Origin of the sequence: Pseudomonas sp. LAMO17WK12:I5 (genome assembly GCF_900215165.1) — a bacterium.
GTDB classification, from domain to species: domain Bacteria; phylum Pseudomonadota; class Gammaproteobacteria; order Pseudomonadales; family Pseudomonadaceae; genus Aquipseudomonas; species Aquipseudomonas putida_A.
The window spans coordinates 236,100-256,525 of the sequence record NZ_OBDS01000011.1 but is presented as its reverse complement, the minus strand read 5'-3'; the positions used below and the strand labels follow the sequence as shown (position 1 = coordinate 256,525).

The 20,426-nt window shown below is 62.1% G+C and carries 18 protein-coding genes; 7 read left to right on the top strand and 11 right to left on the bottom strand.

Features of this window, described 5'->3' with window-relative positions; translation table 11 throughout:
* Window positions 1-221: 221 nt before the first annotated feature.
* The gene (gene argE, locus CRO59_RS21040) at window positions 222-1,376 is read right to left on the bottom strand and encodes an acetylornithine deacetylase (protein ID WP_097089586.1); all 1,155 of its coding nucleotides are present in this window, start codon (window positions 1,374-1,376) and stop codon (window positions 222-224) included.
* Window positions 1,377-1,532: 156 nt separating this feature from the next.
* Here argE and CRO59_RS21035 point away from each other — a divergent pair, with 156 nt between their 5' ends.
* Window positions 1,533-2,903, top strand: a complete 1,371-nt coding sequence (locus CRO59_RS21035) for an inorganic triphosphatase (RefSeq protein WP_097089584.1) — start codon at window positions 1,533-1,535, stop codon at window positions 2,901-2,903.
* Between the two features lie 89 nt (window positions 2,904-2,992).
* On the opposite strand, the gene CRO59_RS21030 is transcribed toward CRO59_RS21035, so the two are convergent.
* Window positions 2,993-3,457: an Lrp/AsnC family transcriptional regulator gene (locus CRO59_RS21030; protein WP_027610503.1), complete on the bottom strand. Its 465-nt coding sequence runs from the start codon at window positions 3,455-3,457 to the stop codon at window positions 2,993-2,995.
* Between the two features lie 126 nt (window positions 3,458-3,583).
* On the opposite strand from CRO59_RS21030, the gene CRO59_RS21025 reads away from it, so the two are divergent.
* The 3 genes from CRO59_RS21025 to CRO59_RS21015 all read left to right on the top strand — a co-directional run bounded on the left by CRO59_RS21025 (window position 3,584) and on the right by CRO59_RS21015 (window position 6,183).
* Window positions 3,584-3,922, top strand: coding sequence for a hypothetical protein (locus tag CRO59_RS21025; RefSeq protein ID WP_097089583.1), 339 nt, complete (start codon window positions 3,584-3,586; stop codon window positions 3,920-3,922).
* 90 nt (window positions 3,923-4,012) lie between these two features.
* Window positions 4,013-5,797 (top strand): GspE/PulE family protein, encoded by a 1,785-nt coding sequence (locus CRO59_RS21020; protein ID WP_097089581.1) that lies wholly within the window; start codon window positions 4,013-4,015, stop codon window positions 5,795-5,797.
* Window positions 5,798-5,862: 65 nt separating this feature from the next.
* Window positions 5,863-6,183, top strand: coding sequence for a DUF2388 domain-containing protein (locus tag CRO59_RS21015; protein ID WP_177409030.1), 321 nt, complete (start codon window positions 5,863-5,865; stop codon window positions 6,181-6,183).
* Between the two features lie 186 nt (window positions 6,184-6,369).
* Here the strand turns inward: CRO59_RS21015 and gcvP are convergent, their stop codons facing one another.
* The gene (gene gcvP / locus CRO59_RS21010; RefSeq protein WP_097089578.1) at window positions 6,370-9,243 is read right to left on the bottom strand and encodes an aminomethyl-transferring glycine dehydrogenase; all 2,874 of its coding nucleotides are present in this window, start codon (window positions 9,241-9,243) and stop codon (window positions 6,370-6,372) included.
* A 156-nt stretch (window positions 9,244-9,399) separates the two neighbouring features.
* On the opposite strand from gcvP, the gene CRO59_RS21005 reads away from it, so the two are divergent.
* Window positions 9,400-10,542 (top strand): DegT/DnrJ/EryC1/StrS aminotransferase family protein, encoded by a 1,143-nt coding sequence (locus CRO59_RS21005; protein WP_096796140.1) that lies wholly within the window; start codon window positions 9,400-9,402, stop codon window positions 10,540-10,542.
* A 56-nt stretch (window positions 10,543-10,598) separates the two neighbouring features.
* On the opposite strand, the gene gcvH is transcribed toward CRO59_RS21005, so the two are convergent.
* The 8 genes from gcvH to CRO59_RS20965 form a co-directional block, all read right to left on the bottom strand.
* Complete coding sequence (gene gcvH / locus CRO59_RS21000; protein WP_027610498.1) at window positions 10,599-10,982, bottom strand: glycine cleavage system protein GcvH; 384 nt, start codon at window positions 10,980-10,982, stop codon at window positions 10,599-10,601.
* A gap of 49 nt (window positions 10,983-11,031) precedes the next feature.
* Complete coding sequence (gcvT, locus tag CRO59_RS20995) at window positions 11,032-12,114, bottom strand: glycine cleavage system aminomethyltransferase GcvT (RefSeq protein ID WP_097089577.1); 1,083 nt, start codon at window positions 12,112-12,114, stop codon at window positions 11,032-11,034.
* Window positions 12,115-12,270: 156 nt separating this feature from the next.
* Window positions 12,271-13,887 carry an iron ABC transporter permease gene (locus tag CRO59_RS20990; RefSeq protein ID WP_096796139.1) on the bottom strand — a complete coding sequence of 539 codons (1,617 nt, stop codon included), beginning with the start codon at window positions 13,885-13,887 and terminating at the stop codon, window positions 12,271-12,273.
* Between the two features lie 198 nt (window positions 13,888-14,085).
* A complete protein-coding gene (locus CRO59_RS20985; protein ID WP_097089575.1) occupies window positions 14,086-15,090 on the bottom strand; it encodes an extracellular solute-binding protein in 1,005 nt (334 codons plus the stop codon).
* A 220-nt stretch (window positions 15,091-15,310) separates the two neighbouring features.
* Window positions 15,311-16,528 carry a 2-octaprenyl-3-methyl-6-methoxy-1,4-benzoquinol hydroxylase gene (locus tag CRO59_RS20980; RefSeq protein WP_177409029.1) on the bottom strand — a complete coding sequence of 406 codons (1,218 nt, stop codon included), beginning with the start codon at window positions 16,526-16,528 and terminating at the stop codon, window positions 15,311-15,313.
* Window positions 16,529-16,637: 109 nt separating this feature from the next.
* Window positions 16,638-17,825, bottom strand: coding sequence for a 2-octaprenyl-6-methoxyphenyl hydroxylase (gene ubiH, locus CRO59_RS20975; protein ID WP_097089572.1), 1,188 nt, complete (start codon window positions 17,823-17,825; stop codon window positions 16,638-16,640).
* Window positions 17,822-19,156 (bottom strand): Xaa-Pro aminopeptidase, encoded by a 1,335-nt coding sequence (gene pepP / locus CRO59_RS20970; protein WP_097089570.1) that lies wholly within the window; start codon window positions 19,154-19,156, stop codon window positions 17,822-17,824. Before pepP ends, ubiH begins: the two co-directional genes overlap by 4 nt.
* A 27-nt stretch (window positions 19,157-19,183) precedes the next feature.
* Complete coding sequence (locus tag CRO59_RS20965; protein WP_097089569.1) at window positions 19,184-19,744, bottom strand: YecA family protein; 561 nt, start codon at window positions 19,742-19,744, stop codon at window positions 19,184-19,186.
* Window positions 19,745-19,878: 134 nt separating this feature from the next.
* On the opposite strand from CRO59_RS20965, the gene CRO59_RS20960 reads away from it, so the two are divergent.
* Together CRO59_RS20960 and CRO59_RS20955 are read left to right on the top strand one after the other, a co-directional pair.
* Complete coding sequence (locus tag CRO59_RS20960) at window positions 19,879-20,088, top strand: TIGR02449 family protein (RefSeq protein WP_047597101.1); 210 nt, start codon at window positions 19,879-19,881, stop codon at window positions 20,086-20,088.
* Window positions 20,085-20,402 carry a cell division protein ZapA gene (locus CRO59_RS20955; RefSeq protein ID WP_007967943.1) on the top strand — a complete coding sequence of 106 codons (318 nt, stop codon included), beginning with the start codon at window positions 20,085-20,087 and terminating at the stop codon, window positions 20,400-20,402. The genes CRO59_RS20960 and CRO59_RS20955 overlap by 4 nt, the downstream gene beginning before the upstream one ends.
* Window positions 20,403-20,426 lie beyond the last annotated feature (24 nt).

The following is a 20,426-nucleotide window of genomic DNA, read 5'->3' as shown; positions in this document are numbered from 1 at the left end:
GAAAACGCACAGCGGGCTGATGGTTATCGTCGGAACAGGCTTGGCGACACGCGCGCTCTCCTCATGAATACGGGTTGGGGTGCTGGCAATTTACAGCGTTTGATCGGATAAAACACATACCTCCTGTGGGAGCGAGCCTGCTCGCGAAAGCGGTGTATCTGTCGACATTGAGGTGTCTGGAATGGCGCTTTCGCGAGCAGGCTCGCTCCCACAGGGGTTGATCATCGTTCGTCAGTTGTCAGGCAATAATGTTCAATCAACTGCCGCAATAGATGCACGGTAGGCTGCAAACGTGACATTTCAAGGTATTCGCCGGGCTGGTGTGCACAGGCGATGTCGCCGGGGCCAAGCACGATGGTTTCGCAGCCAAGGCGCTGAAGATAAGGCGCTTCGGTGCCGAACGCTACTGCTTCGGCACTGTGGCCGGTGAGCTTTTCAGCAATGCGCACCAATTCGGTGTCTTCGGCCTGCTCGAATGGCGGCACTTCCGGAAACAACGGCTGGTAGTCGATCTTCACCTGATGACGTTCCGCAACCGGATTGAGCTTGCGCAGGATTTCCGCACGCAGGACTTTCGGATCCATGCCCGGCAACGGGCGCAGATCGAACTCCAGCGAACACTGGCCGCAGATGCGATTCGGATTGTCGCCGCCATGAATACAGCCGAAGTTCATGGTCGGCTGTGGAACGCTGAACTGCGGGTTGTTGAATTCACGCTGCCACAACAGACGCAAACCGCGCAGCTCGCCAATGGCATCGTGCATCGCTTCGAGGGCGCTGTGGCCCAGGCGCGGATCCGACGAATGGCCGCTCTGCCCGAGGATATCGATGCGCTCCATCATGATGCCCTTGTGCATGCGGATCGGTTTGAGCCCGGTCGGCTCGCCGATCACCGCCGCACGGCCCAGTGGCTTGCCGGCCTCGGCCAGCGCCCGGGCACCGGACATCGAGCTCTCTTCATCACAGGTGGCGAGGATCAGCAGCGGTTGCTTGAACGGTTGCTCGAGCAGCGGCTGCACGGCCTCGATGATCAGCGCGAAAAAACCCTTCATGTCGCAACTGCCCAGCCCGACCCAGCGGCCATCGACTTCGGTGAGTTTCAGCGGATCCGTCTGCCACAGCGCATCGTCGTACGGCACCGTGTCGCTGTGCCCGGCCAGCACCAGGCCGCCGGGCCCGCTGCCAAAACTGGCGAGCAGGTTGAATTTACCGGGGCTGACCTGCTGGATATCGCAGCTGAAGCCCAGATCACCCAGCCAACCGGCAAGCAAATCGATCACCGCCCGGTTGGACTGATCCAGGCTCGGTTGGGTGCAACTGACCGACGGTGCGGCGATCAGTGCCGCGAACTGGTCTTGCATGGATGGCAAAGGCATCGCTGACTCCAACTCCCGATTTGAAGTCCATCATAGAGCCATCCGGCGCTCGGAATAAACCGCCGCAGGGCGTAGGAAGTTTGAGTCCTGTACACTGCACGGCCTTGGCAGCCACACATTCCCCCGGCTGCGCTCCCGATCCTGGATTTTCCGGCCATGCAGAAAGAAACCGAAATCAAACTCCGCGTCAGCCGCGAAACCCTCGCGGCCCTGCGCGAGCACCCGCTACTGAAAAAACGCAACAAAAATGGCTGGGAACGCCGTGAGTTGATGAACCAGTACTTCGACACCCCCGAGCGCGATCTGGCTCAGGCCAAAGTCGCCCTGCGTCTGCGCAAGGACGGTGACGAAGTGATTCAGACCCTCAAGACCCGCGGCCAGAGCGTGGCCGGTCTGTCCGAGCGTAACGAGTACGACTGGAAGTTGCCCAAAGCCAAGCTCGACGTGAAGAAACTCGACGGCGAATGCTGGCCCGAGGCGCTGGCCGAGCTGGACAAGAAAACCCTGAAGCCGATCTTCACCACCGATTTCGTCCGCGAGCGCGCGGAAATCGCCTGGGGCCGCGGCAAGGCCAAAGTGGTGATCGAAGCCGCGCTGGACCTCGGTCACGTGGTGGTCGGCAAACAGAAAGAAGAAATCTGCGAGCTGGAACTGGAACTGCGCGAAGGTGAGCCTGCCGCGTTGCTGGAATTGGCCGCCGAACTGGCCGAAACCCTGGCCCTGATGCCGTGCGACATCAGCAAGGCCGAGCGCGGCTACCGTCTGTACGACGCCAACAGCTACTCGCTGAGCCTGCCGGCGCCGCAATTTACGCCGGAAACCCAACTTGACGACGCTTTCGCCGCACTGGCCTGGCACTTGCTCGGCAGCAGCCAGCGTCTGGCCGAACAATATCGCTTCAACGGCCACTGGCGCCTGCTGCAGGACTGGGTCGAGAACCTCGCGGAAATGCGCGCCCTGCTCAGCAGCCTCGGCCAGGCCGCACCGCGTCCGGCCACTCACGACCTGCGCGTGGCGCTGGATGCACTGCTGGAAGACTGGCGCCCACTGGTTCAGGTCGGTATCGAAGACGAAGACGTACGCAAGGCCGCGCCGGAGCAATTCCTCGAAGAACTGGAAGACCCACGCTGGGGCCTGTTCTCGCTGACGGTTTCGCGCTGGCTGCTGGCCCGCACCTGGGCCGCCGAGCGCAACACCCGCGGCAACCGCCAGGGCGCCGCGCAACTGCACAGCTGGCTGCCGCGCATGCTCGGCGAAGAAGCCACGTCCCTGCAACTGCAGCGCTATCAGCAGCAGCCGGAAGATCTGGCCGAGCAACTGCCGCGCATCGAACGCATCCAGGTCTGGCTGCACCACGCGCGTAACGTGCTGGAGATCGCGGAAATGGATCGCCTGTACGGCGAGCTGAACAAACTGGCGCAACTGGCCAACGAGCCGACGATCACTGACGAACTGCTCGATGCGCGCAAGCAGCAGGCGATTGCGGTTTATCAGAATCGTGCGTGGAAAATGCTGCTGCGCATGTAAAACCGCTTTCGCGAGCAGGCTCGCTCCCACATTGGAATGCAATTCCCTGTGGGAGCGAGCCTGCTCGCGAAGAGGCCATCTGCCTTACCTCAGACAGGCAAGCTTGTTGTGGACTTGATCTCCGACAGCGCCACAATCGAATTCACCTCCTGAATCCCCGGCACCAGCGACAGCTTTTCGAAGAAGAATCGCTCATACGCCTCGATGTCCGCCGCGACAATCCGCAACAGAAAGTCCACCGCGCCCATCAACACATAACACTCCAGCACTTCCGGAAAGCCGCGAATCGCCTCGGTGAATTCGGTGAAGTTCGAACGCCCGTGGGCGTTGAGCTTGATCTCGGCGAAGATCTGCGTGTTCAGGCCGATCTTCTTGCGATCAAGCAAGGTCACCTGCCCGCGAATGATCCCCTCCTCCTTCATCCGCTGAATCCGCCGCCAGCACGGCGACTGCGACAGCCCCACCTGCTCGGCGATCTGCGCGCTGGACAGTGACGCGTCCTCTTGCAGCAGAGCGAGAATCCGCCGGTCGTAGCTGTCCAGCTCGCTATGCATAATCAATCCTCAAAATGATCATTTTGCGAATCGTTCCAGTCGAGCAATCCGCGAATCCGCTCATCTTAGACAAGAAATGCCCGGCATCGAATGTAAAAATTCCTCCACTGACTCTGGAGACCGGACATGCCTCACCTCGAAGCCGTAAATACCCCTGCGCCCCGCGCCGATGTGTGGAACGTCAACAATGCCCACCGCTGTGCGCGTTATCAGTTGCTCGCCGAAGCCGAGCCGGATCTGTTGGTGCGGGTGCTGAATCTGTTTGCGCTGCAATTCCTCACGCCGCAACAGGTCCACGTCGAGCGGCTCGACGATCTGCTGTCGATCGATATCGTCATTGACGGTCTGAGCTGGCATCGCGCCCAGGTGATTGCGGAAAAACTTCGTAACCTGATCAGCGTCTGCTCGGTGAACCTGCAAGACGCCGACACGGCGTGGGCTGCGCCGGCCCAGGCGTCCGGCTGACAAATCCGGCAACGGCTTTGTCGGGTAGTGGCCCAACAGTCTGCGGGGCCACGACTATCCTTTGCGCACAGTCGTTCAAAAGGAGCCCGCATGTCCGTTCAACTCGCCACTCAGGACCGCTGGCTGGATCTCAACGATGTGTTGCGTGAGCTGGTCGCCCAAGGCTTTATCAGCCAGGACTCGGCGGAGCAGGCGCTCAACGCCCGGCGCCGCCATGCGACCCACGGCCAGCAACATCCGCTGGAGTTCATCGCCAGCCAGCAACTGGATGACCTCAGCCGTCCGGGCAAACATCTGGACCTGGAAAGCCTGACCCTGTGGCTGGCGCAGCAGGCCGGCCAGCCGTACCTGCGCATCGACCCGTTGAAGATCAACGTTGCGGCGATCACCCCGCTGATGTCCTACGCCTTTGCCCAACGCCACAAGATTCTCGCGGTGGCGGTCGACCGCGATGCGGTGGTCGTGGCCAGCGCCCAGCCCTACGTCACCGGTTGGGAGGCTGACTTGACCCACGTGCTGAAGCTGCCGATCAAACGGGTGGTCGCCAACCCGGTGGACATCCAGCGCTTCAGCGTCGAGTTCTTCCGCCTCGCCAAATCGGTCAGCGGCGCCAACAACGCCGATCAGCAAAACGGCAACCTCGGCAACTTCGAACAACTGCTCAACCTCGGCGCCAGTGATCAGGAGCCGGACGCCAACGACGCGCACATCGTCAACATCGTCGACTGGCTGTTCCAGTACGCCTTCCAGCAGCGCGCCAGCGATATCCACATCGAACCGCGCCGCGAACAGGGTACCGTGCGCTTTCGCATCGATGGCGTGTTGCACAACGTCTATCAATTCCCGCCGCAGGTGACCATGGCGATCGTCAGCCGCCTGAAAAGCCTCGGGCGGATGAACGTCGCCGAGAAGCGCAAACCCCAGGACGGCCGGGTCAAGACCAAGACCCCGGACGGCGGCGAAGTGGAACTGCGGCTCTCAACGCTGCCCACCGCGTTTGGCGAAAAAATGGTCATGCGGATCTTCGACCCGGAAGTGCTGCTCAAGGACTTCGATCAGTTGGGCTTTTCCGCCGATGACCTGCGCCGCTGGCAGGACATGACCCGCCAGCCCAACGGCATCATCCTGGTCACCGGGCCGACCGGTTCGGGCAAGACCACCACGCTCTACACCACGCTGAAGAAACTGGCGACGCCGGAGATCAACCTCTGCACCATCGAAGACCCGATCGAAATGGTCGAGCCGGCGTTCAACCAGATGCAGGTCCAGCACAACATCGACCTGAGTTTCGCCGCCGGGGTACGCGCGCTGATGCGGCAAGACCCGGACATCATCATGATCGGCGAGATCCGTGACCTGGAAACCGCGGAAATGGCGATTCAGGCTGCTCTCACCGGCCATCTGGTGCTGTCGACCCTGCACACCAACGATGCCCCCAGCGCGATCAGTCGGCTATTGGAACTCGGCGTGCCGCACTATCTGATTAAAGCCACGGTGCTCGGGGTCATGGCCCAGCGTCTGGTGCGCACCCTGTGCCCGCACTGCAAGGCGCCGCTGACGCTGGAAGAGGAAGACTGGCAAACCCTGACCCGGCCCTGGCAGGCGCCGCTGCCGGGCAATGCGCAACGCGCTATCGGTTGCCTGGAGTGTCGCGACACCGGTTATCGCGGACGCGCCGGGGTCTACGAAATCATGCAGTTGAGCGATAGCCTCAAAGCGCTCATCACCCCGGACACCGACCTCACCGCCATCCGCCGGCAAGCCTTCAAGGAAGGCATGCGCAGCCTGCGCCTGTCGGGTGCGCAGAAGGTCGCGGCGGGGCTGACCACCCTCGAAGAAGTGCTGCGGGTGACACCGCAGAGCGAGCAGAAATAGGCCACTACGGAACCGGATTGGCGAATCGTTATCCAACGCCGTAGTTAACCCCCAGGAGTCACTCAATCATGCGTCTCAAACTTGCTGTCGCCACCGTTGCCTTGCTGTCCCTTCCCGTTGGTTCAGCGATGGCCGACAGCTTTTGGCGTAACGTCATTTCGTCCGGCGCCACCACCGGTTCGACCTACCTGACCTTCAAGGATCACAAGCTGATCGTTGCCGCACAGGACGATGCCGGCAGCTTCGTTGCCAGCGATGGCGGCATCCGTGGGCCGTACCTGGAAGCGGCGATGCAGAAAGTCCGCGCCGACAATCCGGGCCTGCAGGCCACGGACATGGAACTGGCGAATGCGATTCTGGCGAAGAACGCAGTGGCTTCCGAGTAAGCAGGGCGCCACAAAAATGCCGCTCGATCGAGCGGCATTTTTTTGCCCGTAATGTCGAATTCACCACCCCCCCCTGTGGGAGCGGGCTTGCTCGCGAAGGCGGTGGGTCAGACGCATCCATTTTTCTGACACGACGCCTTCGCGAGCAAGCCCGCTCCCACTATGGCTCTGCGTGTTGCCTGAAGATCAGCGGTAATCGTCTACCGGGACGCAGGCACAAAACAGATTGCGATCCCCATAGACGTTATCCACCCGATTCACCGCTGGCCAATACTTGTGCGCCTTGGTGTGTGCATCCGGGGTGATGCCCTGTTCGATGCTGTAAGGCCGCTCCCACACTCCAGTGACATCCGCCAGGGTATGCGGCGCGCGCTTGAGCGGGTTGTCTTCCGCCGGCCAGTTGCCGTTCTGCACTTCGGTGATTTCCGCGCGGATGCTCAGCATCGCGCCGATGAAACGATCGAGTTCGGCCTTGGACTCGCTCTCGGTCGGCTCGACCATCAACGTCCCCGGCACCGGGAATGACATGGTCGGCGCGTGGAAGCCATAGTCCATCAGGCGCTTGGCGACATCTTCTTCGCTGATCCCGGTCTGCGCCTTCAACGGCCGCAGATCGAGAATGCATTCATGGGCCACCCGCCCGTTGCGCCCGGTGTAGAGCACCGGGAATGCGCCGGATAAATGCTGCGCCAGATAGTTCGCCGCGAGGATCGCCACTTCGCTGGCATCCGCCAGTTGCGGCCCCATCATCGCGATGTACATCCAGCTGATCGGCAAAATGCTCGCACTGCCCCACGGCGCCGCGCTGACCGCGCCGTTCTGTGGCAGCGGGCCGTCAATCGGCACCACCGGGTGATTGGCAACGAACGGCGCCAGATGCGCACGAATACCGATCGGCCCCATGCCCGGCCCGCCACCGCCGTGGGGAATGCAGAAAGTCTTGTGCAGGTTCATGTGCGACACGTCGGCGCCGATGTCCGCCGGCCGCGCCAGCCCGACCTGCGCATTGAGATTGGCGCCGTCCATGTACACCTGCCCGCCGTGCTGGTGAATAACTTCGCAGATCTCGCTGATGCCCTCCTCGTACACACCATGGGTCGACGGATAGGTCGCCATCAGGCACGACAACTTGTCCCCCGCCTCGGCAGCCTTGGTTTTCAGGTCGTCCAGATCGACGTTGCCGGCCTCGTCGCACTCGACGATCACCACGCGCATCCCGGCCATCTGCGCCGAGGCCGGGTTGGTGCCATGGGCCGAGGAGGGGATAAGGCAGATATCCCGCGCGCCCTGCTGCCGGCTCTCGTGATATTTGCGAATCGCCAGCAGCCCGGCGTACTCGCCCTGAGCGCCGGAATTGGGCTGCATGCAGATCGCATCGAACCCGGTGATCGCGCACAACCAACGCTCCAGTTCTTCAATCATCAAGGTGTAACCGACCGCCTGTTCCCGTGGCGCGAACGGGTGCAGATTGGCGAACTGCGGCCAGGTGATCGGGATCATCTCGCTGGTGGCGTTGAGTTTCATGGTGCAGGAGCCCAGCGGGATCATCGACTGGTTAAGCGCCAGATCCTTGTTCTCCAGTTGCTTGAGGTAGCGCAGCATCTCGGTTTCGCTGTGATGCGCATTGAACACCGGGTGGCGCAGGTACGGCGTGTTGCGCTGCAGGTGGTCGGGAATGCCGGAAACCAGTGCTTCTGCGTCAATGTCGTCGACGTTCAAACCATGATCGGCACCGAGCAGCACGTCGAACAGTTTGGCCACCGTGTTTTCATCGCACGTCTCGTCGAGGCTCAACCCCACTCGGCCACGGCCGAGAATCCGCAGGTTGATCTGCGCGGCCCTGGCACTGTCAATGATCGCGGTCTGCGCACCACCCACCTCCAGCGTGAGGGTGTCGAAAAACTGTGCGTTGATCCTTTGGATGCCATGGCGCTCAAGGCCCGCCGCCAGGATGCAGGTCAAGCGGTGCACGCGCTGGGCGATGCGTTTCAAGCCTTGCGGCCCGTGATACACCGCGTAGCAACTGGCGATGTTGGCCAGCAGCACCTGCGCGGTGCAGATATTCGAGTTGGCCTTCTCGCGGCGAATATGTTGCTCACGGGTTTGCAGGGCCATGCGCAACGCGACGTTGCCACGAGCGTCTTTCGACACGCCGATGATCCGTCCCGGAATCGCCCGTTTGTACTCCTCACGGCTGGCAAAAAACGCTGCGTGCGGGCCACCGTAGCCCATCGGTACGCCAAAGCGCTGGGACGAACCGAACACCACGTCCGCGCCCAGTTCACCCGGCGGTGTCAGCAGCAACAGGCTCAGCAGATCGGTGGCGACACACGCTAACGCCTGCTGCGCGTGCAACTGATCGATGACCGGACGCAGATCACGGATCTCGCCGTGAGTGTCGGGATACTGCAGCAACGCGCCGAACACCTGATGCTGGTTGAGGTTATCCACAGCGTCGATGATCAGCTCGAAGCCGAAACCTTCGGCGCGGGTCTGCACCACGGAGATGGTTTGCGGATGACAGTTCTCATCGACGAAAAACAGATTGCTCTTCGACTTCGCCACCCGCTTGGCCAGCGCCATGGCTTCTGCAGCGGCGGTGGCTTCGTCGAGCAACGAGGCGTTGGCCAGTTCAAGCCCGGTGAGGTCGATGGTCAGTTGCTGAAAATTCAGCAACGCTTCGAGACGGCCCTGGGCGATCTCCGGTTGATACGGGGTGTAGGCGGTGTACCAACCGGGATTTTCCAGCACATTGCGCAGGATGACCGTCGGCGTGAGCGTGCCGTGGTAGCCCATGCCGATCAGGCTGGTCCAGACCTGATTCTGCTCGGCGTAACTGCGCAGCTTGGCCAGCGCCGCCTGCTCATCAAGGGCCGGCGGCAAGTCCAGCGCCCGATTCAGGCGAATGCCCGGCGGCACCGTCTGCTCGATCAGTTCGACCCGGCTGCCCAGACCGAGGCTGTCGAGCATCGCCTGTTGTTCGGCGGCGTCGGGGCCCAAATGGCGGCGCAGAAAGGCTTCGGGGTCGCGTAACTGGCTCAAGGATGGCAACTGGGACATGACGGGCTCTCTCTTGGCTGGCGCTCGGCGTCAATGCAACACGGTCAAACCAGCATAGCAGCCGATCCCGACGCGCACGGCTTGGCGGCAGAGGGGGTTCCGGGGCATGCTGTAGCGCCTGCATCAGGCGTCCAACCTTCGGATGATCCAATCCTCATGAACCAACTGCCGTTCCTGCCGTTTTCCAAACCTGTCATTGATGAAGCCACGATTGCCGCCGTCGGCGATGTGCTGCGTTCCGGCTGGATCACCAGCGGGCCGAAGGTCCAGGCCTTTGAAGCACAGTTGTCGGAATACTTCGGCGGACGCCCGGTGCGCACCTTCAACTCCGGCACCTGCACCATGGAAATCGCCTTGCGCATCGCCGGCATCGGGCCGGGTGACGAAGTGATCACCACGCCGATTTCCTGGGTCGCCACCGCCAACGTGATCCTCGAAGTCGGCGCCACACCAGTGTTTGCCGACATCGATCCGGTGACCCGCAACATCGATCTGGACCAGTTGGAAGCGGCCATCACCCCGCGCACCAAAGCGCTGATTCCGGTGTACCTCGCCGGTCTGCCAGTGGATATGGATCGGCTATATGCCATCGCGCGCAAACACAATCTGCGTATCGTCGAAGACGCCGCTCAGGCCCTGGGTTCGAGCTGGAACGGCCAGCGCATCGGCGCCACCGGCGATTTCGTGTCGTTCAGCTTTCAGGCGAACAAGAACGTCACCTGCTCCGAGGGCGGCTGCCTGGTGCTGAACACCCCGGAAGAGGCGCGGCTGGCGGAGAAGTACCGCCTGCAGGGCGTGACCCGCAACGGCTTTGATGGTCTGGACGTCGATGTGCTCGGTGGCAAGTTCAACATGACCGACATCGCCGCCACCATCGGTCTGGGTCAATTCGCCCATATCGAGGCGCTGACCGCCCATCGTCAGGAACTGGCCCGGCACTACTTCAAATGTTTTGGCGATGACTTTGAAGCGACTTATGGCGCCCAACTGCCACCGGCGGACTTTACCCAGAGCAACTGGCACCTGTTCCAACTGGTCCTGCCGGAGCGCAAGGACGGCTTGCCGGCCCGCGCCACGTTCATGGAACAGATGCAGGCCAAAGGCATCGGCATTGGCTATCACTACCCACCGATTCACTTGCTGAGTCTGTACCGCGAGCGCGGTTTCAAGGAAGGCATGTTGCCAGTTGCCGAGCGCGTTGGACGCTTGATCGTGTCATTGCCGATGTTCACCACCATGACCAAGGACGACGTCGAGCGTTCGGTGGCGGCAGTGAAAGCGGTATTGCGCGACGCCTGATCGACGCCTACAAAAAAGCCCCGAGAGATCGGGGCTTTTGCAGTATTACAGTCTGCTTATTCGCCGATGGCAGCCTTGTAGGCAGCAGCGTCCAGCAGCTTGTCCAGCTCGGCCTTGTCGCTTGGCTTGAGCTTGAAGATCCATGCGGCGTACGGATCGTTGTTCAGCTCTTCCGGCGAGTCAGCCAGCGTTTCGTTGACCGCGATCACTTCACCGCCGATCGGGGAGTAGATGTCGGACGCGGCCTTCACCGACTCGACAACACCGGCAGCCTCACCGGCAGCAAACACCTTGCCGACTTCGGCCAGTTCAACGAACACCACATCGCCCAGCGCTTCCTGCGCGTGATCGCTGATGCCCACGGTAACGGTGCCGTCGGCTTCCAGGCGTGCCCATTCATGACTTTCGGCAAAACGCAGTTCAGCGGGGATATTGCTCATGCTCGGTGTCCTCAAGAAAATTGTCAGCGGTCAGGCCCGCCGGAAAAGGTCAGATCAAGGTTTTACCATGGCGCACGAAGGTCGGTTTGACCACTCGTACCGGATACCACTTGCCACGGATTTCCACTTCGGCGCGGTCGGCGGTAGCCATCGGTACACGCGCCAGGGCAATCGATTTGCTTAGCGTAGGAGAGAAACTACCACTGGTGATCTCTCCTTCGCCAACATCGGCGATACGAACCACTTGATGGGCGCGCAAAACACCGCGCTCCTCAAGCACCAGACCCACCAGTTTGTGCGCAACGCCGGCGGCTTTTTCCGCTTCCAGCGCCGAGCGACCGATGAACTGCCGCGAGGCCGGTTCCCAGGCGATGCTCCAGGCCATATTGGACGCCAGCGGCGAGACATCCTGATGAATGTCCTGGCCGTAGAGGTTCATCCCGGCTTCGACCCGCAGGGTGTCGCGGGCACCGAGGCCGATTGGCGAAATGCCGGCACCGACCAGATCGTAGAAGAACCCCGGGGCCTGATCGGCCGGCATGGCGATTTCCAGGCCGTCCTCACCGGTGTAACCAGTACGCGCAATAAACCAGTCGCCATCGACTTCGGCTTCGAACGGCTTGAGGTGATGGATCAGTGCCGCGCGGGACTGGGTCACCAGTTCGGCAATCTTGTGCCGGGCCTGCGGGCCTTGAATGGCGAGCATTGCCAGATCCTGACGCTCGTGCAATTGCACGTCGTAACCGGCGACCTGCGCCTGCATCCAGGCCAGATCCTGATCGCGGGTGGAGGCGTTGAACACCAGGCGATAACGGTCTTCGAGGCGATAGACGATCATGTCGTCGACGATGCCGCCACGTTCGTTGAGCATCGTGCTGTAGAGCGCACGGCCGGGGCGGTGCAGGCGCTCGACGTCATTGGCCAGCAAATGCTGCAGCCAAGCCTTGGCCTGTGGGCCATCAACGTCGATAACGGTCATATGGGAAACATCGAACACCCCGCAATCGCGGCGCACCTCGTGGTGTTCCTCGACCTGCGAGCCGTAATGCAGTGGCATGTCCCAACCGCCAAAATCGACCATCTTCGCGCCGAGGGCGAGATGCAGGTCATACAGAGGCGTACGCTGTCCCATGGGTTTCTCCTTCCGGGCGTGGCGAAGGTGCGGACAGCCGCTGTACGGGGTGAAAGCCGCGAAATAGAAGGCTTTCAGCCGATTTCAGCGAACGGGTCTGTCAGACGAACCGCACCGAATGCCGCGCATTGTAGCCGCATGATTCAGGGCTGACGACTAAGTGTTTCGGTGCGCCGAGCGGCGGATCAGGCCGATGACCGGTAACAGGCCGACGAACACCAGGGTCAGCGCCGGCAGCGATGCCCGCGCCCATTCCCCTTCACTGGTCATTTCGAAGATCCGCACCGCCAGCGTGTCCCAGCCAAACGGGCGCATCAGCAGGGTCGCGGGCATTTCCTTGAGCACATCGACGAACACCAGCAACGCCGCGCTCAGTGTGCCGGGCAGCAACAGCGGCAGATACACTTTGAAAAACAGTCGCGGCCCACTGACACCCAGACTACGTGCCGCTTCGGGCAATGAAGGCCGTATACGCGCCAGACTGTTTTCCAGTGGTCCGTAGGCCACCGCGATAAAGCGCACCAGATAGGCCATCAGCAACGCCGCCAGACTGCCCAGCAGCAATGGTTTGCCGGCGCCGCCGAGCCAGCCCGACAGCGGAATAACCAGTTCGCGGTCGAGATAACTGAACGCCAGCATGATCGACACCGCCAGCACCGAACCCGGCAGCGCATAACCAAGATTGGCCAGACTGACCCCGGAACGGATTGCCCGGGTCGGCGCCAGACGTCGGGCAAACGCCAGCAGCAGCGCGACGCTGACGGTGATCAACGCCGCCATGCCGCCCAGATACAGGGTGTGCAGGATCAACCCGGCATAACGCTCATCGAGATCGAAGCGCCCGCGCTGCCAGAACCATACGAGCAGTTGCAGCAACGGAATCACGAACGCGCAGGCAAACACCAACGTGCACCAGCCGGTCGCCGCGAACGCCTTTAGCCCGCGCAGCTGATACAACGCCTTGACCCTGGGGCGCTCGTTGCTCGCCCGGTTGGCGCCACGGGCGCGCCGCTCTCCGTACAGCACCAGCATCACAACCAGCAACAACAGGCTCGCCAGTTGCGCGGCGCTCGGCAGGCTGAAGAAGCCGTACCAGGTCTTGTAGATGGCGGTGGTGAAGGTGTCGAAATTGAACACCGACACCGCGCCGAAATCCGCCAGAGTTTCCATCAGTGCCAGCGCCACACCGGCGCCAATCGCCGGACGCGCCATCGGCAACGCCACCCGCCAGAACGCCTGCCATGGCGATTGCCCGAGTACCCGCGCCGCCTCCATCAAGCCTTTGCCCTGCGCGAGAAACGCGGTGCGCGCCAGCAGGTAGACATAGGGATAAAACACCAGCACCAGCACCACAATCACCCCGCCGGTGGAGCGCACGCGCGGCAGGCGCAGGCCGCTGCCGAACCACTCACGCAGCAGGGTTTGCACCGGGCCGGCATAGTCCAGCAGACCGACAAAAACGAACGCCAGCACATAGGCTGGAATGGCGAATGGCAACATCAGCGCCCAGTCGAGCCAGCGCCGTCCGGGGAATTCGCAGAGGCTGGTGAGCCACGCCAGACTGACACCGAGCAGCGTCACACCGACGCCAACGCCGAGCACCAGCGTCAGGGTGTTGCCGAGCAGGCGCGGCATCTGGGTTTCCCACAGGTGCGACCAGATCTGCTGATCGATGGTCTGCCACGACAGCAGCAGGACACTCAGGGGCAACAGCACCAGCGCGGCAATGGCGAGGACGATGGGGTACCAGCGGCGTTGGGCGGGGTGGGCCAAGGGGGTTCTCTAATAAATCGTGGGTTGGCGCAAGAGTAATGCCAGCCCCAATTGTGGCGAGGGGATTTATCCCCGATGGGGTGCGAAGCACCCCCATGTCGTTAATCAAGGCGTAGTGATACACCGCGGGCATCGCCTTTACGAATGCTGCGCATCCGATCGGGGATAAATCCCCTCGCCACAGGGGATAACCAGGTTTTAGTTCCAGCCCGCCCGATCCATCATCCGGATCGCCTCGGCCTGACGCTTGCCCGCCACTTCCACCGGCAAGGTGTCAGCGACGAACTTGCCCCACGCCGCCACTTCTTCCGAAGGTTTCACTGCCGGGTTGGCCGGGAATTCCTGGTTGACGTCGGCGAAAATCTTTTGCGCCTCTGGCGTAGTCATCCACTCGACCAGCGCCTTGGCTGCTTCCGGGTGCGGCGCATGCTTGGTCAGGCCGATGCCCGACAGGTTCACGTGTACGCCGCGGTCGGCCTGATTCGGCCAGAACAGTTTCACCGGCAGGTCGGGCTTCTGCTTGTGCAGGCGACCGTAGTAGTAGGTGTTGACGATGCCGACGTCGCACTGCCCGGCGTTGATCGCCTCCAGCACCGCAACGTCGTCGGAGAACACATCGGTGGACAGGTTGTTGACCCAGCCCTTGAGGATCTTCTCGGTCTTTTCGGCGCCGTGCACTTCGATCATGGTCGCGGTCAGCGACTGGTTGTAGACCTTCTTCGCCGTGCGCAGGCACAGACGCCCTTCCCAATTCTTGTCGGCCAGCGCTTCGTAGGTGGTCAACTCGCCCGGTTTCACCCGCTCGGTGGAATAGGCGATGGTTCGCGCGCGCAGGCTCAGGCCAGTCCAGGCGTGGCTGGAGGAGCGGTATTGCGCGGGAATATTGGTATCGATGGTTTTCGAAGTGAATGGCTGGAGGATGCCCATCTGCTCGGCCTGCCAGAGGTTGCCGGCATCCACGGTCAGCAGCAGGTCGGCAGTGGCGTTTTCGCCTTCGGCCTTGATCCGCTGCATCAGCGGCGCTTCCTTGTCCGTGATGAACTTGATCTTCACCCCGGTTTTCGCGGTGTAGGCGTCGAACACCGGTTTGATCAACTCATCGATACGCGAGGAGTAGACCACCACCTCGTCGGCGGCCTGGGCGGCAGTGCTGCCGATCAGGGTCAGGGCCAGTGCGGTCAGGAGACGCTTGGGTGCCAACATGGGAGTGATCTCTCGGTCGGAAAATGTGGGCCAAATGATAAGGACTCACATTTACCAGCTCAATCGAACACTTGGGCAAGGAGTTACCAGATGTTGCACAAGCTGAAATTCATGGCGTCGGTTCTGGCCCCTTCGCGAGCAAGCCCGCTCCCACCCTTGAAATGCATTCCAATGTGGGAGCGGGCTTGCTCGCGAAGGGGCCATCAGCCTCAAACAAATCTCAGGGTTTGGCCAGTACCGGCAGATCCCCGGTCAACCCCAGCGCCTCACGCACAAACAACGCCTTGGCCTCCGGCATCTGCTCCACCAGTTTCAACCCGGCATTGCGCAACCAGCGCAGCGGCAACGGGTCAGCCTGGAACAAGCGCTCGAAGCCCTCCATCGCCGCCATCAATGCCAGGTTGTGCGGCATGCGCCGACGCTCGTAACGACTCAGCACTTTCACGTCCGCCAGCCGTTCGCCGCGTTCCGCCGCCTGCAACAGCACTTCAGCCAGCACCGCCGCATCGAGGAAACCGAGGTTCACACCCTGCCCGGCCAACGGGTGAATGGTGTGCGCGGCGTCGCCGATCAGTGCCAGGCCTTCGGCCACATAGCGTTTGGCGTGGCGTTGACGCAAGGGCACGCACAGCCGTGGATCAGCACTGACGACTTCGCCCAGGCAACCTTCGAAGGCTCGCTCCAGCTCACTACAGAATGCGGTTTCATCCAGCGCCATCAGGCGTTCGGCTTCACTCGGCGTGGTCGACCAGACGATCGAGCACCAGTCCTGCTGCCCGTCACGCTCCAACGGCAGAAACGCCAGCGGCCCGTGATCGGTGAAACGCTGCCACGCTGTCATCCGGTGCGGCTTGCTGCTGCGCACGCTGGTGACGATGGCGTGGTGCAAGTAATCCCACTCGCGGGTGGCGACGCCGGTCAGACGGCGCACCGCCGAATTCGCACCGTCCGCCGCAATCACCAGCGGCGCACGCAACTGCCGACCATCGGCCAGGGTCAGCAGCCAGTCGTCGCCGGAGCGACGCATCTGTTCCAGCCGTGCGTTGGCCAGCATGCCCAGATCGCAATCGTGCAAGCGATCGAGCAAGGCATCCTGCACCACACGGTTTTCGACGATATGACCGAGCACTTGGGCATGCACACTGCTCGCCGAGAAATGAATCTGCCCGGTGCCGCTGCCGTCCCACACGTGCATGTCGGTGTAGGGGCTGCTGCGGCGCTTGGCGATGCCGTCCCAGACGCCAAGGCGTTCGAGTATCCGCTGGCTGGCCGCCGACAAGGCGCTCACTCGCGGCTCGAACGGCGCGGCGGCGTCGAACGGTTTGACGCTCAGCGGGCTGCCGTCGAGCAGCAACACTTCCAGGCCGCTGTCCTGCAACGCCAACGCGAGGGCGCTGCCGACCATTCCGGCTCCGACAATCAGCAGATCTGCGCGCATTTCCATGCTTTAAGCCTGTCTCGCTGGCGGCATGCGCCGCTCGTAAAAGGTTTTAGCGAGCGCGCCAGTTAGCGGCGCGCTGCTGAAAGTGAAAGTGCCGACCCGCTGCTCAAGCATCCGGCCGCGTCCCCAGCCCCATGGCCTGACGAGCAAACCAGCGCTTGGCCGGTGGCAACAGATCGAGACCGAGCAGGCCGATGTTGCGGCCCAGCGAGACCAGCGGCTGGGTGCTGCCGAACAGTCGGGTGACCTGATCGGAGAAGCCCACGGTGAGCTCCTGATCCAGACGCTGCCGCTCGCGATACGCCTGCAATGTAGCGATGTCGCCCAACGGTTTATCGCTCGCAAGCAGCGCCGCGGCCAATGCATCGGCATCACGCAAGGACAGATTGAAACCTTGTCCGGCAATCGGGTGCAGGCTGTGCGCGGCATTGCCGAGTACGGCCAGATGCGAGCGCACCTGCTCTTCGGCCTCGACCAGCGACAACGGATACAAATGCCGCGCGCCGACCTGTTTCAAGGTGCCGAGGCGGTAGCCGAACACGCCTTGCAGTTCGCTGAGGAAATCGCGCTCGCTGAGGTCTGCCAGGCGTTGCGCATCCATGCCCAGGCGGGTCCAGACCAGTGCGCAACGGTTGTCCGGCAGCGGCAGCAAGGCCATCGGCCCTTCGTCGGTGAAGCGCTCGAAGGCCATGCCGTTGTGTGATTCGCTCGGGGTGATGTTGGCGATCAGCGCGCTCTGGTTGTACGGACGCTTGCGCACGTTGATGCCCAGTTGCTCGCGCAAACCGGAACGGCCGCCGTCCGCCAGCACCGCCAGATCGCACTCGACGGTGGTTTCATCATTGAGGGTCAGGCGATAGCCGTCAGGCAGCGGCTCCATGCGCGTGACTTCCGCCGGGCAGCGCCAGCTGATCACGTCTTTATCCAGGTGCTGCCACAGGCACTGGCCGAGCCAGGCGTTTTCCACCACGTAGCCCAAGGCCGGCACGCCCTCTTCCATCGCCGACAGACGGGCGGTGGAGAAGCGGCCACGGTCGGACACGTGAATCTGTTTGATCGGCTCGGCGCGGCGGGAGATTTCCTGCCACACGCCCAGCCGTTGATAGATCTGCCGCGAACCGAAGGACAGCGCCGACGAACGCGCGTCGTAGCTCGGCTGCCAGCTGTCGCCGGGGGCGAACGGTTCGATCAGGACGATTTTCCAGCCGCGGGCCTTGGCCCCGGCCTGCAAGGCCAACGCCAGACTGGCGCCGACCAGGCCGCCACCGATGATTGCCAGATTGACTCGACTCATGCCGCGTGTGTCCGTGCTTGCGCCATCAGCGCTTCGATCTCGGCAACGGTTTTCGGTACGCCGCTGGTCAATATTTCACAACCGGTCTTGGTCACTACCACGTCATCCTCGATGCGCACGCCAATGCCGCGCCATTTCTTTGCTACGTTCTGGTTGTCCGGGGCGATGTAGATGCCCGGCTCCACGGTCAGCGCCATGCCGACCTCCAGCACGCGCCATTCGCCGCCGACCTTGTACTCGCCAACGTCATGTACATCCATGCCCAGCCAGTGGCCGGCACGGTGCATGTAAAACGCTTTATAGGCTTCGGTCGCAATCAACTCATCGACCTCGCCTTGCAGGATCCCGAGCTTGACCAGGCCTGCGGTAATCACCCGTACCGTCGCTTCGTGCGCCTGATTCCAGTTTTTGTTCGGGGCGATTTCGGTGAATGCGGCTTCCTGCGAGGCCAGCACCAGTTCGTAAATCGCTTTCTGCTCGGTGGAAAACTTGCCGTTGACCGGCCAGGTGCGGGTGATGTCGCTGGCGTAGCAGTCGATCTCGCAACCGGCGTCGATCAACACCAGATCGCCGTCCTTGAGCAGCGCGTCATTCTGCTGGTAATGCAGGATGCAGCTGTTGCGCCCGGCAGCGACGATCGAACCGTAGGCCGGCATCTTCGCCCCGCCCTTGCGGAATTCGTAATCGAGTTCGGCTTCCAGGCTGTATTCGTACAGTCCCGGCCGGCTGGCCTGCATCGCGCGGATATGCGCCTGAGCGGAAATCCGCGCGGCTTCGCGCATCACCTTCACTTCTGCCGCCGATTTATACAGGCGCATGTCGTGCAACAGGTGATCCAGCGCAACGAATTCGTTCGGTGGCTGGGCGCCGAGGTGCGCTTTGGAGCGGATCACGTTGATCCAGTCCATCAGATGGCGGTCGAACTCCGGGTTGCTGCCCATCGCCGAATACACCCGGTCGCGGCCTTCGATCAGGCCCGGCAGGATGTCGTCGATGTCGGTAATCGGGAACGCGTCGTCAGCGCCGTAATCACGGATTGCGCCTTCCTGGCCGGCGCGCAGGCCGTCCCATAACTCGCGTTCGGCATTGCGCTCGCGGCAGAACAGCACGTACTCGCCGTGCTCGCGGCCGGGCATCAGGACGATGACGGCTTGCGGCTCGGAGAAACCGCTGAGGTACTGAAAGTCGCTGTCCTGACGGTAGACGTGCTCGACGTCGCGGTTGCGGATCGCCACTGCGGCGGCGGGCAGGATCGCGATGCTGTTGGGTTCCATCTGCGCCATCAGGGCCTTGCGGCGACGGCTGTATTCCGCTTTGGGGATATGGGTCATGGGCAGATGGCTTTCCCTGGCACGCGATTAATGCAGCGACGGCTTGGCGGCTGGCGGCACGTCGGCTTTCTTGGTTTCCGAGAACAGCAGCAGCGGCGCGACGCGCAGGTATTCCATGACTTCCATGTAGTCGCTTTCGCCGTCTTCGGATTCTTCCAGAGCGTCTTGCACCTGGGAGATCGCCGCCAGATCCTGCAGCACTTCGGTGGCTTCAGTGCTGAGCATGCTGCTGTCGCGGCAGTTCAGGCCGAAACCGCTGAGGAAGCCCTGGCACCATTGGCCCAGTGCGGCGGCGCGGTCGGCCAGCGGCGCGTCATCGGTCGGCAGCAGCAGAACGACGGTGACGTCGTCACCGGTCAACTCACCCTTGACCATCTCTTGCAGGCCGATCAGGGCGTTGCGGACGTTGTCCTGTGGCTCGTTTTCCAGAATTTCGGCGGCATCGATCAGCCACTCGTCGGCGTTGAAGCCGGCACCGGCGCAGCTGCGGCCGAGCAGCAGGCCGTGCAGTTCGGCAGGCGAGACGTTGTGGCCGCTGGAAGTCAGCAGGGTGGCAAAGGCTTGGTACGGGGAATTCGCAATGGTCATGGGCAGCTAGGCGCCAGACGGCGCTATGTCTAGAATGAAGGCCTTGTATCCTACATCGACAGACTCGCCAAGACTATTAAAGGCTGTCCGCCAGCCAGGCGCCTGCCGCCCATCAGATGAATTCAGTGGACACAATGGAAGACACCGACCTGCAAGCGCTGATGGCCAGACTCGAAAAGCTGATTAGCCGAGTCGAGCAACTAAAGAGTCAAAACGCACTCTTACTAGCTCAGGAAAAGACCTGGCGCGAGGAACGCGCTCACCTCATTGAAAAAAACGAAATCGCCCGGCGTAAGGTCGAATCGATGATTTCGCGCCTCAAGGCCCTGGAGCAAGACTCATGAGTTCAAGCAATAGCGTTACCGTGCAGATCCTCGACAAAGAATATTCGATCATCTGCCCCCAGGAAGAACGCAGCAATCTGGTCAGCGCCGCCCGCTACCTGGACGGCAAGATGCGCGAGATCCGCAGCAGCGGTAAAGTCATCGGCGCCGACCGTATTGCGGTGATGGCTGCGCTGAACATCACCCACGACCTCTTGCACAAAGAAGAGCGCCCGGACATCCAGGCCAGCGGCTCGACCCGTGAACAGGTGCGCGACTTGCTCGATCGTGTCGATCTGGTGCTGGCCGACGATCCGGACATCAGCAAGGGCTGATTCGCCAGGCCGCTTGAGGTATAC

What these genes read in the sequence shown, in the direction of transcription:
- argE (WP_097089586.1), bottom strand. Translation starts at nt 1,376, where the DNA reads ATGCCTTTGCCATCCATGCAAGACCAGTTCGCGGCACTGATCGCCGCA.
- CRO59_RS21035 (WP_097089584.1), top strand. Translation starts at nt 1,533, where the DNA reads ATGCAGAAAGAAACCGAAATCAAACTCCGCGTCAGCCGCGAAACCCTC.
- CRO59_RS21030 (WP_027610503.1), bottom strand. Translation starts at nt 3,457, where the DNA reads ATGCATAGCGAGCTGGACAGCTACGACCGGCGGATTCTCGCTCTGCTG.
- CRO59_RS21025 (WP_097089583.1), top strand. Translation starts at nt 3,584, where the DNA reads ATGCCTCACCTCGAAGCCGTAAATACCCCTGCGCCCCGCGCCGATGTG.
- CRO59_RS21020 (WP_097089581.1), top strand. Translation starts at nt 4,013, where the DNA reads ATGTCCGTTCAACTCGCCACTCAGGACCGCTGGCTGGATCTCAACGAT.
- gcvP (WP_097089578.1), bottom strand. Translation starts at nt 9,243, where the DNA reads ATGTCCCAGTTGCCATCCTTGAGCCAGTTACGCGACCCCGAAGCCTTT.
- CRO59_RS21005 (WP_096796140.1), top strand. Translation starts at nt 9,400, where the DNA reads ATGAACCAACTGCCGTTCCTGCCGTTTTCCAAACCTGTCATTGATGAA.
- gcvH (WP_027610498.1), bottom strand. Translation starts at nt 10,982, where the DNA reads ATGAGCAATATCCCCGCTGAACTGCGTTTTGCCGAAAGTCATGAATGG.
- gcvT (WP_097089577.1), bottom strand. Translation starts at nt 12,114, where the DNA reads ATGGGACAGCGTACGCCTCTGTATGACCTGCATCTCGCCCTCGGCGCG.
- CRO59_RS20985 (WP_097089575.1), bottom strand. Translation starts at nt 15,090, where the DNA reads ATGTTGGCACCCAAGCGTCTCCTGACCGCACTGGCCCTGACCCTGATC.
- CRO59_RS20980 (WP_177409029.1), bottom strand. Translation starts at nt 16,528, where the DNA reads ATGCGCGCAGATCTGCTGATTGTCGGAGCCGGAATGGTCGGCAGCGCC.
- ubiH (WP_097089572.1), bottom strand. Translation starts at nt 17,825, where the DNA reads ATGAGTCGAGTCAATCTGGCAATCATCGGTGGCGGCCTGGTCGGCGCC.
- pepP (WP_097089570.1), bottom strand. Translation starts at nt 19,156, where the DNA reads ATGACCCATATCCCCAAAGCGGAATACAGCCGTCGCCGCAAGGCCCTG.
- CRO59_RS20965 (WP_097089569.1), bottom strand. Translation starts at nt 19,744, where the DNA reads ATGACCATTGCGAATTCCCCGTACCAAGCCTTTGCCACCCTGCTGACT.
- CRO59_RS20960 (WP_047597101.1), top strand. Translation starts at nt 19,879, where the DNA reads ATGGAAGACACCGACCTGCAAGCGCTGATGGCCAGACTCGAAAAGCTG.
- CRO59_RS20955 (WP_007967943.1), top strand. Translation starts at nt 20,085, where the DNA reads ATGAGTTCAAGCAATAGCGTTACCGTGCAGATCCTCGACAAAGAATAT.